This window comes from Anabaena sp. CA = ATCC 33047, from assembly GCF_963870205.1.
Classification (GTDB): domain Bacteria; phylum Cyanobacteriota; class Cyanobacteriia; order Cyanobacteriales; family Nostocaceae; genus Trichormus.
This window is the reverse complement of sequence record NZ_CAWMSA010000036.1, coordinates 120,785-134,561: the sequence shown is the minus strand read 5'-3', so window position 1 is coordinate 134,561 and position 13,777 is coordinate 120,785. Positions and strand designations below refer to the sequence as shown.

The 13,777-nt window shown below is 43.0% G+C and carries 13 protein-coding genes and 1 tRNA gene; 9 read left to right on the top strand and 5 right to left on the bottom strand.

The genetic code is table 11. The features are described 5' to 3' along the window. The first annotated feature begins 128 nt into the window (after positions 1-128). From AACS98_RS09085 to leuD, 4 genes are all read left to right on the top strand, one after another. Positions 129-731, top strand: a complete 603-nt coding sequence (locus AACS98_RS09085) for a DedA family protein (protein WP_066378679.1) — start codon at positions 129-131, stop codon at positions 729-731. Positions 732-799: 68 nt separating this feature from the next. Then, on the top strand, positions 800-1,648 hold the full coding sequence (locus AACS98_RS09080; protein WP_066378585.1) for a DUF1206 domain-containing protein: 849 nt from the start codon (positions 800-802) through the stop codon (positions 1,646-1,648). 171 nt (positions 1,649-1,819) lie between these two features. Next, positions 1,820-3,223: a 3-isopropylmalate dehydratase large subunit gene (gene leuC, locus AACS98_RS09075; RefSeq protein ID WP_066378576.1), complete on the top strand. Its 1,404-nt coding sequence runs from the start codon at positions 1,820-1,822 to the stop codon at positions 3,221-3,223. Between the two features lie 112 nt (positions 3,224-3,335). Next, on the top strand, positions 3,336-3,944 hold the full coding sequence (gene leuD / locus AACS98_RS09070) for a 3-isopropylmalate dehydratase small subunit (RefSeq protein ID WP_066378575.1): 609 nt from the start codon (positions 3,336-3,338) through the stop codon (positions 3,942-3,944). 158 nt (positions 3,945-4,102) lie between these two features. Here leuD and AACS98_RS09065 read toward each other — a convergent pair whose 3' ends face one another. Genes AACS98_RS09065 through AACS98_RS09055 form a run of 3 tightly spaced genes read right to left on the bottom strand, consistent with a single transcriptional unit; the run spans position 4,103 to position 6,021 of the window. Further along, positions 4,103-4,501 carry a helix-turn-helix domain-containing protein gene (locus tag AACS98_RS09065; protein ID WP_066378574.1) on the bottom strand — a complete coding sequence of 133 codons (399 nt, stop codon included), beginning with the start codon at positions 4,499-4,501 and terminating at the stop codon, positions 4,103-4,105. Continuing rightward, positions 4,485-4,784, bottom strand: a complete 300-nt coding sequence (locus AACS98_RS09060) for a type II toxin-antitoxin system HigB family toxin (protein ID WP_066378571.1) — start codon at positions 4,782-4,784, stop codon at positions 4,485-4,487. Before AACS98_RS09060 ends, AACS98_RS09065 begins: the two co-directional genes overlap by 17 nt. A 58-nt stretch (positions 4,785-4,842) precedes the next feature. After that, entirely contained in the window at positions 4,843-6,021 is a 1,179-nt protein-coding gene (locus tag AACS98_RS09055; protein WP_066378568.1) for an FAD-dependent oxidoreductase, read from the bottom strand. 101 nt (positions 6,022-6,122) lie between these two features. Here AACS98_RS09055 and AACS98_RS09050 point away from each other — a divergent pair, with 101 nt between their 5' ends. The 3 genes from AACS98_RS09050 (at position 6,123) to AACS98_RS09040 (ending at position 10,084) form a co-directional block, all read left to right on the top strand. Beyond that, a complete protein-coding gene (locus tag AACS98_RS09050) occupies positions 6,123-6,671 on the top strand; it encodes a (2Fe-2S)-binding protein (RefSeq protein WP_157087503.1) in 549 nt (182 codons plus the stop codon). Then, positions 6,658-7,626 (top strand): FAD binding domain-containing protein, encoded by a 969-nt coding sequence (locus AACS98_RS09045; protein WP_066378565.1) that lies wholly within the window; start codon positions 6,658-6,660, stop codon positions 7,624-7,626. Before AACS98_RS09050 ends, AACS98_RS09045 begins: the two co-directional genes overlap by 14 nt. Before the next feature lie 130 nt (positions 7,627-7,756). Further along, complete coding sequence (locus AACS98_RS09040) at positions 7,757-10,084, top strand: xanthine dehydrogenase family protein molybdopterin-binding subunit (protein WP_066378563.1); 2,328 nt, start codon at positions 7,757-7,759, stop codon at positions 10,082-10,084. 83 nt (positions 10,085-10,167) lie between these two features. Here the strand turns inward: AACS98_RS09040 and AACS98_RS09035 are convergent, their stop codons facing one another. Next, complete coding sequence (locus AACS98_RS09035) at positions 10,168-11,577, bottom strand: lysophospholipid acyltransferase family protein (RefSeq protein ID WP_084386890.1); 1,410 nt, start codon at positions 11,575-11,577, stop codon at positions 10,168-10,170. 244 nt (positions 11,578-11,821) lie between these two features. Here AACS98_RS09035 and AACS98_RS09030 point away from each other — a divergent pair, with 244 nt between their 5' ends. Further along, positions 11,822-12,463 carry a DUF938 domain-containing protein gene (locus AACS98_RS09030; protein ID WP_066378561.1) on the top strand — a complete coding sequence of 214 codons (642 nt, stop codon included), beginning with the start codon at positions 11,822-11,824 and terminating at the stop codon, positions 12,461-12,463. 125 nt (positions 12,464-12,588) lie between these two features. Here the strand turns inward: AACS98_RS09030 and AACS98_RS09025 are convergent. Then, positions 12,589-12,661, bottom strand: a tRNA-Ala gene (locus tag AACS98_RS09025). 72 nt (positions 12,662-12,733) lie between these two features. Between AACS98_RS09025 and trhO the strand changes: the two genes are divergently transcribed. Then, on the top strand, positions 12,734-13,642 hold the full coding sequence (gene trhO / locus AACS98_RS09020; protein WP_066378560.1) for an oxygen-dependent tRNA uridine(34) hydroxylase TrhO: 909 nt from the start codon (positions 12,734-12,736) through the stop codon (positions 13,640-13,642). Positions 13,643-13,777: the final 135 nt, after the last annotated feature.

The window sequence follows — 13,777 nt, the reverse complement described above, 5'->3', positions numbered from 1 at the left end:
TCAGAAATTACCTCACTCGGCAGGTGATAATCAAACCTCAATAACAGCAGAATTATCAATAAGTGCAGCCATCAGCAAACTTGATTAGCTATTTCTTGGCTTCATTTTACCCTGTAGATAAAAACTTTATGCTTGATTGGATTACTAATATTATTTCTGGGATGGGATATTTGGGTATAGCCTTCCTCATGTTGTTGGAAAATATTTTTCCTCCCATACCTTCAGAATTAATTATGCCCTTAGCAGGATTCACTGTCCAGCAGGGTAAATTAAGCTTGCCTTGGGTAATTTTGGCAGGGACTATAGGCTCAATAATCGGTGCATTGCCTTGGTACTATCTAGGCAAGTTAGTTAGCGAGCAAAGGTTAAGAAGATGGGTCAATCAGTATGGTAAATGGTTGACTTTATCTGGGGATGATCTTGATAAATCAAAGCGTTGGTTTAGAAATTACGGTGGGGCTGTAGTTTTTTTCGGTCGCCTAATTCCTGGTATTCGTACTTATATTTCTATTCCGGCTGGCTTAGAAGAAATGTCATTAATCCCATTTCTGCTGTACTCAACATTCGGCACAGTTTTGTGGGTAGGCTTATTAAGCTATGCCGGCTATATATTAGGACAAAATTATCAGATAGTGAAACAATACCTCAGTCCTATTTCTCTGGTTGTCTTAGTGATAATTATTATTAGTTTTGGACTGTGGTTATGGCAGAGGCAACAAAAAAGAAAATAAAAAAGGCAAATATCTCATCATTTTACCCGAATAAACCATCTAATTAGTATTAGGAAAATATTAAAAACATGACAAGAAATAACTTACCTTCTAATATTCAAAAACCAGTCAAACAAGCAGTTGCTCATCCTGTATTTGAGCGTTTAGCGAGATTGGGTTATGCTGCCAAAGGAGTAGTTTATTTTGTTGTAGGTTTCCTGGCAGCACAAGCAGCATTTGGACTGGGTGGTAGAACTACCGATACCAGTGGCGCACTCAGAACAATTGTCTCCCAACCCTTCGGAAAATTTTTATTAAGTATTCTGACAGTTGGTTTGATTGGTTACGTACTTTGGCGTTTAGTACAGGCGATTTTTAACCCAGAAAGCTCCCGTCAAACAGGTAAAAAACAAATAGCCAAACGTTTAGGCTATACATTCAGTGCTTTAGCTTATGCAGGTTTAGCATTAGCAGCAGTACAGCTAATTATGGGAGTGGGTAGTAGTAATCGTAATTCAACTGAAGACTGGACAGCAAAATTGCTAGCTCAACCCTTTGGAAGATTTCTAGTGGGATTAGTGGGGGTAATCGTGATTGGTGTTGGTATTTATTACCTATACAAAGCATATAAATGTAAATTTCTCCGTCACTTGAAAATGCAAGAAATGTCTATCAAAGAGCGAATATGGGCAAAACGCGCAGGTAGATTTGGCATTGCAGCCCGTGGCATCGTTTTTAGTATTATTGGTATATTCTTAATCCAAGCAGCCCATCAATCTGACGCAAGTGAAGCCAAAGGATTAGGAGAAGCATTAGCAACCCTAGGAAAACAACCCTTCGGCCCTTGGATTTTAGGCTTAGTAGCCTTGGGTTTAATTGCCTACGGCATCTATTCCTTAACAGAAGCCCGCTATCGGCAAATTCGCAACACACCCTAAACCTTCACCAACCCTGCCAAATAGAAACATTCACCACTCCGCGTACCTCTGCGTTTACCTCCGCGCTCCTTTGCGTTTAAATCCTCTCCTCTTTCTCCTAACCCCAAACAGTAAAACCGAGACTTTTTTTGATACGATAAAAACTCTGACTCGTTACCTAACGATTTACCTATGAGCAAAGGAACCCTGTTTGATAAAGTTTGGGACTTACATACTGTTGGTACACTTCCTTCAGGGCTGACACAGCTATTTATTGGACTACACCTAATCCATGAAGTTACCAGTCCCCAGGCCTTTGCCATGTTACGGGAAAGAGGACTAAAAGTGTTATTTCCAGGGCGAACCGTCGCCACCGTGGATCATATCGTACCGACAGATAATCAAGCGCGTCCCTTTAGCGATCGCATGGCGGAAGAAATGATCCAAGCATTAGAAACCAACTGCCAAGAAAATAGCATTACCTTCTATAATATCGGCTCAGGCAACCAAGGGATAGTCCACGTCATCGCCCCAGAATTGGGACTCACCCAGCCAGGAATGACGATTGCTTGTGGAGACAGCCACACTTCTAGTCATGGGGCGTTTGGTGCGATCGCCTTTGGTATCGGTACTAGCCAAGTGCGTGATGTTCTCGCTTCCCAAACCTTAGCATTATCTAAACTCAAAGTCCGCAGAGTAGAAGTTAACGGCAAGCTTAACCCTGGCGTTTACGCCAAAGACGTAATTTTACACATCATCCGCACCCTAGGCGTAAAAGGTGGTGTAGGTTACGCCTACGAATACGCCGGAACCACCTTTGAGCAGATGAGCATGGAAGAAAGGATGACAGTCTGCAACATGGCCATTGAAGGCGGTGCTAGATGCGGTTATGTCAATCCCGATCAAGTCACATACAATTATCTCAAAAATAGAGACTTTGCCCCCAAAGGTGCAGACTGGGAGCAAGCAGTGACTTGGTGGGAATCAATCAAGAGTGATGCCGATGCCGAATATGATGATGTTGTAGTCTTCAAAGCTGAGGATATTCCCCCGACAGTCACCTGGGGAATTACCCCCGGACAAGGTATCGGCGTAAATCAATTGATACCCAAACCGGAAGAACTAGCAGAAGAAGACCGCTTCGTAGCCGAAGAAGCCTACCGCTACATGGATTTATATCCCGGTCAACCCATCAAAGGCACTAAAATTGATGTCTGCTTTATTGGTAGCTGCACAAACGGCAGACTCAGCGACCTAAGAGAAGCAGCGAAAATCGCCCAAGGTCGGAGTGTAGCGGCGGGAGTGAAAGCCTTTGTAGTTCCTGGTTCAGAAAGAGTCAAACAAGCCGCAGAAGCGGAAGGATTAGACAAAATTTTCCAAGCTGCCGGCTTTGAGTGGCGTGAACCCGGTTGTTCCATGTGTTTGGCAATGAACCCCGACAAACTAGAAGGTAGACAAATTAGTGCGTCTTCCTCCAACCGCAACTTTAAAGGTAGACAAGGTTCAGCTTCCGGGCGCACCCTGCTAATGAGTCCCGCAATGGTAGCGACAGCAGCAATTAAAGGTGAAGTTGCCGACGTGCGCGACTTACTCTAAAAGGCAGGGGAACAGGGGGCAAAATCCAGCCCCCAATCCCCAGTACCCATGCTTGACTTCGTGACGCTGGTGCAAAGAATTTTGAATTTTGAATTTTGAATTTTGAATTGATATGGTAAGTGAAGTTAAACAAGTTTCTGGACGTGGTATACCTTTAGTGGGTGATGATATTGATACAGACCGCATCATCCCCGCGAGGTATTTGAAAGCGGTTACTTTTGATGGTTTGGGTGAAGCGGCGTTTATCGACGATCGCACCGCTTTAAATGGTCAGCATCCCTTTGATCAACCCCAATATCAAGGCGCGAATATCTTAATTGTTAACCGTAACTTTGGCTGTGGTTCATCGCGGGAACACGCACCCCAAGCAATATCTAAATGGGGTATTCAAGCCCTGATCGGTGAAAGCTTTGCGGAAATTTTCTTTGGTAATTGTGTAGCGATCGGTGTACCTTGTTTAATAGCTGATGCGGTGACGGTGAAACAACTGCAAGAATTAGTTGCAGCTAATCCCCAAACCCCTGTGACAGTGAATTTAGAAACTTTACAGGTGCAAGTAGGTGATTTTACCGCCCCTGTCACCATGAGTGAAGGAACGAGAACCGCCTTTGTTTCCGGTGCTTGGGATGCTTGCGGTCAGTTGGTGGCAAATTCTGAGCAAATTCGGACGACTGCGGCGAAGTTACCTTACGTCGGTTGGGGTAAATTGGCTGCGAGTTAGCAATATTTCGGTACTTTTATGTAAGAATTGGTAGCGTTAAACTACTGATGTTTAGCCTACCAAACTTTAATCAAACAACGGCGTTTTTGACTGGGGGCGACCCAGTTACAGGGTTTAGCCTAACCTAAAACTCAATTTCTATATGTGTATAATTAGATTTATGTAAATAAGCTGACATCTACATGAAAATAATCCGCCAGTAATTTTGCTTCTGCTTGATTTATGGTGCGATCGCCATTTATAATTTCTCGTACAACTTCCAAAGATCCAATTACCTCAGCTAATGCTTCTGGAGTAATGCCGCGTGCGTCTATGAGATGCCTTAACATCGAATTGGGTGTACCTTGGGGAATAGGGTAATGCGTTTCCTCAAACTTCTCAATTAACGTTACCAGCAGTTCCAACAGCATCTCCTCTTCTGGTGTACGATTGGGACGATGTTCTAAGCTTAAAGCCAGTTTGATTGCTTGTTCATTTTCTTCTTCCGTGGTAATTGTTTTTGGTTGATACTCAGCTAACAACTTACCGTAAGATTCAGGATTAAAAATACGGGTCATTTTTCCATTTATCCTTATCATATTCGGCGTGAGTTAGGACATATTTAATATAAATTCTTTGAGTTTCGTAAACAATATCAACAATTAAGCGGTAGTTGTTGCCTTTAATATTAAACACTGTGAAGTTACCAACCGCTTCTGCTTTTGGATAAATAGCCTGAACTTCAATCAGATTTTTCCATTCAGCTTTAGTGGCTACCCTGTACCAATCATAAAGCGCATCACAGACATCTGTGTGTGCCTGACAAAAGTCCCGCAAAATTCTGCGGCTGATAACGTGCATTTATAGTTACTCTCAAGAATTTAGCAAAATACTTGTTTTATCTATTCAGAAATAAACTTCATAACACAGCAGGTGGTTTGTAACTATAAAGCCAGTCTGGAAAACTATCATGACTGGGTGCGGCTTGTTCTTGGGTTTGTTTCACAGCGTCGATATCGTAGTATCGCATCTCACCTACTGCACTACGGGCTTGAATGAGGCTGGTACGTTGAATGCGGCGTTGTTCGTAGGTAGTTAAAGCTTCTGTCAAACTGGCAGCTTGAGATAAACAAGCTTGTAGTTCGCAGACATCTTCAAAGGTGCTGTTTGCACCCTGCGCCATTGCTGGGGCCATGGGGTGGGCAGCATCACCTAACAGTGTAACTCGATTTTTGCTCCAGTGGGTTAACGGTGGGCGATCGCATATCGGCCCCTCCCAAATTTGTCCGGCTGGTGTGGCTTCTACCACCGCCCGAAACGATTCATCCCAGCCTGTTAATTCATCAAGAATCCTTGCCTTGACTTGCTCTGCATTCTGAGAAAGTGTATAATTAGGTATAAATTTCCGACTAATCCAACTGGTGTAACCGCCTCCCACATTCAGCAGAAACATAAATTGTTGATTGCCTTTGACAAACACTAAGTCATAGGAATCAAACAGTTCATGATGATATTCAACGACGGCACGCCAACACATACTACCGAGATAATTCGGCTTACCCTCGCTAAATAACGTTTCTCTGACGGCGGAGTGTAACCCGTCTGCACCAATGAGCAAGTCTGCATATTCTGTTTTACCATGCTCAAAATAGATTTCTACACCGTCTTCATCTTGTTGAAAGCCGATACAACGATGATTCAGGTGAATAATTGCTGATGATAATCTAGATGCTAGAGTTTGCTGTAATCGCCACCACCAAACAGTTAGCAAAGGCTGTCCGTATTTCTCTGAGAAGGTGGTGGGGTTAATTTTAATGGTTTCTCCCGTCATACTTTTGACAACCGCCCGACGCACCAGACAACCGCAACTGGTGAGGGCGTTGATAATTCCTGGTGATATGGCTTCTAAACAATTCAAGCCATTGGGAGATAGTCCTAAACCAGTGCCAGCCGGACGCAAATCTTGAGCTTTTTCATATACTTGCACATCCAAACCCAGATTTGCAAGAGCGATCGCTGCCGCTAAACCACCAGGCCCAGCACCAATAATTGCAACTTTTTGGCTTAATAATTGGGGATTTATATGTTTGTTTGGCATTTTTTTTAAATACTATATTTTAAAAGTTATTTAAAAATGCCGGAAAAATTCAGTTCCAAAAGAGAGATAATGAAGATAATTAGATAGACACAAAATAAATTATGAATAAAGAAAAATCATCTATCATAAGTAATAAATTGGGCGAGGAACAATTAAAAATCTTCAGTCCAGAGGAGGTAGAGATATCATTGCTAATTAATGATGCCTCCTACACCTTGAAAGTTGAACCTCGCGTAACTTTGCTAGATGCGCTGCGGGAAAAGTTAGGTTTGATGGGGACTAAAAAAGCTTGCGATCGCGGCGAGTGTGGAGCTTGCACTATATTAGTAAATGGTCGGAGAATTAACGCTTGTATGACTTTGGCAATCATGCACATTGACAGTGAAATTACCACCATCGAGGGATTAGCCAAAGATGACGAACTCCACCCCATGCAAACAGCATTTATTAACCATGATGCCTTTCAATGTGGTTATTGTACATCCGGGCAAATAATTTCAGCCGTAGGAATGTTAGCCGAACAAATACCGCAATCAGAGGCAGAAATTCGCGAAAAAATGAGTGGTAATCTTTGCCGATGTGGAGCGTATCCAAATATTGTAGCAGCAATTAAAGAAGTAGTCAAAGGAATAGAAGATGCGACCATTTAGTTATGCTAAAGTTAAAACTAAAGAACAGGCAATCATCACCTTAACCGAAGATAAAACAGCCGCATTTATAGCCGGAGGAACAGATTTATTAGGCTTAATGAAAGATAGAATTCAGACAGCCGAAACATTAATTGATATTAACAGCTTACCCTTAAATAAAATTGAAACTTCCGCCACCGGAGTTAGAATAGGTGCATTGTGCAGACTCACAGAAGTAGCATTACATCCTGATATTCAAAAACACTACCCAGTCATCAGCCAAGCAATTAATCAAAGCGCATCACCCCAACTGAGAAACATGGCGACTGTAGGAGGTAACTTACTACAAAAAGTCAGGTGTCCGTATTTTCGTAATGCAGCTTTTCCCTGTAATAAACGCACACCAGGAGAAGGCTGTGCAGCAATAAACGGCTATAATCGAATGCACGCCATTTTGGGAACAAGCGAACATTGTATAGCTGTTCATCCTTCAGACTTAGCAGTAGCCTTAACAGCATTAGACGCAATTATTTGTATTCAAGGACTAGAAAAAGAACGCCAAATTTCCATTCATGAATTTTATCTCTTACCGGGAGACACCCCACACAAAGAAACCCTATTAAAACCGGGAGAATTAATTGTAGCTGTAGAAATTCCTAACAATAATTGTAGTAGAAACTCCAACTATTTAAAAGTCAGAGATAGAGCCGCCTATGAATTTGCCTTAGTATCTGTAGCCCTAGCCTTAGAGATAGAAAACCGAACAATTATAACAGCAAAAATAGCCTTTGGCGGAGTAGCAACAAAACCCTGGCGGGCGTGGGAACTAGAAGAATTTCTCCAAAATAAACCCCTCAACCAAAACACCTTAAACTTTGCAACAGAACTAGCAATAAAACAAGCCAAACCCCAACAACATAATCAATTCAAAATAGAACTACTAAAACGCGCCATACTCCGCGCCCTCAGCGAATAACAAGTATTATATTATCACCCTCCAGAAGCAGAGAAACAGAGAAGAAAAGTTTAAATTTCTCTAATTCTTCTCTCTGCGACTCTGCGCCTCTGCGTGAGCCAAATAAATCCCCAACACCCCACAAAAAGACATGAATAAAATCATAGGAAAACCCCTAAACCGAGTAGAAGGCAACCTAAAAGTCACAGGAAAAGCCGAATACACAGCCGATATACCCAGAGAAAACCTCACCTATGGAGCAATATTGAGAAGCGCGATCGCCAAAGGTCAAGTAACCACCATAGACACCACCCCAGCCCTAGCTGCCCCTGGAGTAGTCGATATCATCACCTATGAGCAAACCCCCGACTTAATCAAAATCCCCTTTTTTTCCCAGCAACCAGATCAACAACCAGAAAAACATGATATCATTCATTACGATGGGCAACCCTTGGCTATTATCGTCGCCGAAACCTTAGAACAAGCTGAATATGCTGCCACCCTAGTAAACATCACCTACGAAGCAGCAACGCCGACAGTCACAATAGCGCAAGCACTACCAGAAGTATTTGAGCCAGAATCTATCTTTTTCGGCATCATGCCCGGTAGAATTACCAGAGGCGATATTGCAGTCGGCAAAGCACAAGCAGATATATTAATTGAACAGGTGTACACCACACCAACAGAACATCATAACCCCTTAGAAACATCTGCCACCATCGCCTTTTGGGAAGGAGATAATTTAACTATATATGAAACGACGCAAGGTATTTCCGGCACACAAAAAAGTTTGGCAAAGGTGCTGAACCTACCACCAGAAAATATCCGCGTTATCTCAAAATACTTAGGTGGCGGGTTTGGTTGTAAAGCCTTGCTACGTTCTCATACTATATTAGCGGCGATCGCCTCCCGTCAAGTGCAGCGTCCGGTGAAAGTTGTACTAACGCGATCGCAAATGTATACTAACTGTGGCTATAGATCCGAAACTCACCAACAGCTGACACTAGGCGCAACCAAACAAGGACAGTTTACCTTAATCAAACACATTGGCACATCCTTAACTTCCATGTTTGAGGAGTTTGTCGAACCCGTAGGTGCAGCAACTACCATGATGTATGCTTGTCCCAACTTAGAAGTAAAATATCGGTTAGGGCGGATAAATGCAGGTACACCTACATTTATGCGTGCGCCGGGAGAAGCACCAGGGATGTTTGCCTTAGAATCAGCAATAGATGAACTAGCTTATGCCTTAAATCTTGACCCGATAGAAATTAGATTACGCAACCATGCAGATATTGACCCCCATACAGGCTTACCTTGGTCAAGTAAATCCCTAAAACAATGTTATCAAAAAGGTGCAGAAATTTTCGGCTGGTCAAAACGCCACCCGACACCCCGCACCATGCGAGATGGTAACTTCCTCATAGGTTGGGGAATGGCGAGTGCAACATTTCCCACAAATTCCATGACTGCAACCGTAAAAGTCGAACTTTTCGCCACAGGGGAAGTCAGCGTACAAACTGGAACGCAAGACATCGGTACTGGTACTTATACAGTCATGACTCAAGTTGCAGCTGAAGCGTTAGGTTTAGCTTACTATTCACAAACAGAGGAAAACCCCTCTTCCACAAATGTAGAGACGTTGCATGCAACGTCTCTACATATTCCCCCTTCTCTTGTAGACAAGGGGGTTAGGGGGTTAGGTGAAGACATAACCAAGCAACCAATTAACTTTAGACTAGGTGACAGTAATTTACCCACAGCACCCATTACAGGTAACTCTATCACAGTAGCGAGTGTGTCCCCGGCTGTACATCAAGCGGCGACTGCTGCCAGAGAAAGATTAATTCAAATGGCAATAGCAGACTCAAACTCACCGCTTTATGGTTGTAAACTAGAAGATATCAGCGTAGAGTCAGGACAGATATTTTCAAAATCCCAACCATCACAACGCGACAGCTACACCGAGATTTTACAACGTCATGGCTTAGAAAGTTTAGAAGTCACTGAAACCACCGCACCCAACCCAGACAGCAAACAATATGCTAAACATTCCTTTGGTGCGGTATTTGTCGAGGTAGCAGTTGACGAATTGTTAGGCGAAATTAAAGTTAGACGTTGCGTCGGCGTTTACAGTGCGGGACGTATCCTCAACATAAAAACAGCAAAAAGTCAAGTAATAGGCGGAATTACTTGGGGAATTGGCATGGCGTTAATGGAGAAAACAGTGATAGATGCTCACACTGGTAGAATAATTAATGCAAACCTTTCCGACTATTTAATTCCCGTTCATGCCGACATTCCCAACATAGAAGTAGAATTTATCGCAGAACATGATCCTCACGTCAACACCTTGGGAACAAAAAGCTTAGGAGAATTACCAATTGTCGGCGTAGCAGGTGCGATCGCAAATGCAGTATATCACGCCACAGGCAAACGTATCCGCCACCTACCCATCACACCAGACAAACTTTTATGAAACTATGAAACGTCTCTACACATTCCCCCATTCCCTTGTAGGGAAGGGGGGGTTGGGGGGTTAGGTTTGAGAGACTATCAGATTTAATCCTTAATTAACTCCTCCAAAGCCAATTGTAAATCCTTAGTCAACTCATTCACAGCACGTTTAGCCGCTTGACGGTCATGCTGAACAGCTTCCCAGCGTTGAGTCACACAAATAGGTTCACCCACCTTCAACTTTGCCCGACGTAAACCTAAACGCGATCGCCCTGGTAAAGTAGAAGATTGAATACGTGACAACATATCAAACATCAGCAAAGCCGTTTCCGCCAGTCTATCAGCAGTCGGCTGTGATTGCAGATAACTAGCATTGACAGCCACAAAACTTTCAACTAACCTCATGTGCTGTACTCGCAAATCTGCTTCTTGAGCTACCCAGTCAGCTAAACCACGTTTGAAAGGTGGTAAAGTATTAACATCAGGCAAATCGTCTCTATAAATATAATTCCAACTAGCTTCTTCTAAACGACGACAACGGTCGATAAAATTGCCCTGTGGTTGTACACCGAAATATTGTTCAGCAACTTGTAAAGCTGTATCTAATAAACGACGTAACCTAGCAATTAACACCTCATTGGAATTAGCAGAGGTTTCAGAAACAGCTTGCGGGATATCTTGATGATAGAAGCGACGATAAAATTCTTCCATCTCAGTTATCAGATATTCACCCAACCGACAAATACGTTGATAATAAAATTCTGGTTGATGCGTTCCATCACTGCTAGACTGAACTGATAAACCACTATCAGCTTCTAACTTACTCAACAACCGATCCAGATTTGCCCAAGGTGGTTGAATATAATGATATTGGATTGAAATCGGCACAATCACCACAGTCTCAGGACGGTTAGCTTTGTGTAAATCTTCTACACACCAGAACCCCATTTGTGCTACACCAGGTTCTAAGTCACTAACAAGCCCACTATAACCATTATTACCACCTTCCGGGGCAACTGCAAGAGGTAATTGACCATTTGCAAATAAATTCCGTGCAGTTTGAATCGCTTGTTTATCTAATCGCCGCCCGCGACGCACAGGTACACCACCCAACCGAGAAAACAACCACCCCAACCATTTCCCAGCCCAGATAGTCATTCCCCTATCAAACATAAAATGACTATGAATAGGGTATTGTAACTGGATACCTTGCCGACGCGCTACCCGTGGTACAATGTAAGCCAGCAGATACAGCGCACACAGAGAATCTTCAACCTCTGGGTGACGAAACGCCATCATCAAGCGAATTTTACCAGCTTGGAATTGTTGATATAATTCCGCCAACACTTCCGCATTTTCAGCTTCCACCCGCACAATTCCCGCAGGTAGCCACGGACGAGTCCGAAACCTTAAGATAAATGGTAGCACAGCGTGAACAATTTTCACCACAAGTGGGTTAAAACGGTGCGGAATAAATTTCAGTGGTGGTTGAACAGATGTGATTGATTTAGGCAAGATATTCTCCGGGAAATCGATGGGATGAAAGAGATGGGGGAGATGAGGGAGATGAGGGAGATGAGGGAGATGAGGGAGATGGGGGAGATGAGGCAGAAAAACCAATGACTAATGACCAATGACTAATGACTAATGACTAATGACTAATAACTAATGACTAATAACTAATAACTAATGACTAATAACTAATGACTACTGTTAGTTTAATTATGAGAACAATCCTCAAAATACGCCACACAACTGCATGAACACACCACAAGACGCGAGAAAATACGCCCCAGCAACACAACGCAACCGCGAACCCATTTTAGAAGTGCTATTACAAGTATTACCCGAAAATGGTACTATCTTAGAAGTGGCAAGCGGTACTGGTGAACACGCCGTATTTTTTGCCCCTCGTCTTACCCCACGTCAATGGCTACCATCTGATCCTAATCCCGAATTACGCGCTAGTATCACAGCATGGATACAACACTCTCCCGGCAATAATCTCTATCCACCCTTAGAAATTGACGCTACACAACCAATATGGCCTGTAGAGACAGATAAATCTGGGAATTATTCCCCCATTGTCGCCATAGTCAATATTAACATGATTCACATTTCCCCTTGGTCAGCTTGTTTAGGACTGATGGCGGGTGCAAGTCGCATTTTACCCCCAGGCGGTATACTCTATTTATATGGCCCCTATAAACGAGGTGGAGAACATACAGCCCCCAGTAATGCAGCCTTTGACGAATCTTTACGCGCTCAAAATCCTGAATGGGGTGTCCGTAATTTAGAGGATGTTGTCGCCGCAGCTAGTCAATGCCATCTCAGTTTACAAGCAACTTACCAAATGCCCGCGAATAATCTTTCGCTAGTCTTTCAGCATTCCGGTAAATAACAATTCTGTAGGGTGGGCATTGCTAGCTATTGGCTCAAATTCTTATTTTACGTTATTGGCAATGCCCACCTGACGCTGATGCTCCGTTGCTGCCTTCACAATGATTCTTTAACACTACACAAAAATGGAGGTTAGCGGACTCGAACCGCTGACATCCTGCTTGCAAAGCAGGCGCTCTACCAACTGAGCTAAACCCCCGTAAAATAAAAAAGTGGAGTATTTTAGTTAACTAAAATAACTATACCAGATAGTTTTGATTTTGACAAAGGGATGAACGAAAAAAATACTCAAATTGTTGCCACATTTTATAAATTTGTCAGTTTGCCGGATTGTGTGGAGATGCAAGCACCCTTGTTGTCTTATTGTTCAGCACAAGGCATTAAGGGAACAATTCTGTTAGCCAAAGAAGGAATCAACGGCACGATCGCCGGTTCTCGTCAAACTATAGACGCAGTTCTAGCTTATCTGCGTTCTGATCCACGGTTCACAGACTTAGAACACAAGGAATCAACGGCAGAACAACCCCCGTTTGAACGCATGAAGGTGCGTTTAAAAAAAGAGATTGTCACATTAGGTTTACCGGAAGTTGACCCCAATGAACAAGTAGGAAAGTACGTCACCCCTGAAGAATGGAATGATTTAATTTCTGATCCAGAAGTAATTGTGATTGATACCCGCAATGATTACGAAGTACATATTGGAACTTTCAAAGGGGCGCAAAATCCGCAAACCAATTCTTTTAGAGACTTTCCTGAATATGTGCGTCAAAACCTTGACCCGAACAAACATCAAAAAGTAGCGATGTTTTGTACTGGGGGGATTCGTTGCGAAAAAGCATCATCTTATATGATATCACAAGGTTTTGCTGAAGTCTATCACCTCAAAGGCGGTATCCTCAAATATTTAGAAGCAGTCCCCGCAGAACAAAGCCTATGGGAAGGTGAATGTTTTGTGTTTGATGAACGGGTAACTGTGAGTCATGGTTTAGAAGTAGGAAATCATGAGTTGTGTTTCTGTTGTGGACACCCATTAACTGAGGAAGATAAAACATCATCCAAGTATGAACAAGGTATTTCCTGTCCTCACTGCTTTGATAGTCTTACCGCCGACAAAAGAGTGCGTCAACAGGAAAAATGGCGACAGTATCAGTTAAAAATGCAACGAACAAAAACAAGCTAAGACGAGTTAAAGCAGAAATTATGTTGACACTCCCCCATTTTATCAACGGGGGAGTGTCAAAAACTGTTTTTCGGTTGTATCCTCTAGCGGAGGCTAGAGGAGAGTTGAGGTATTTTGAAACGCGGAGGGGCGCAA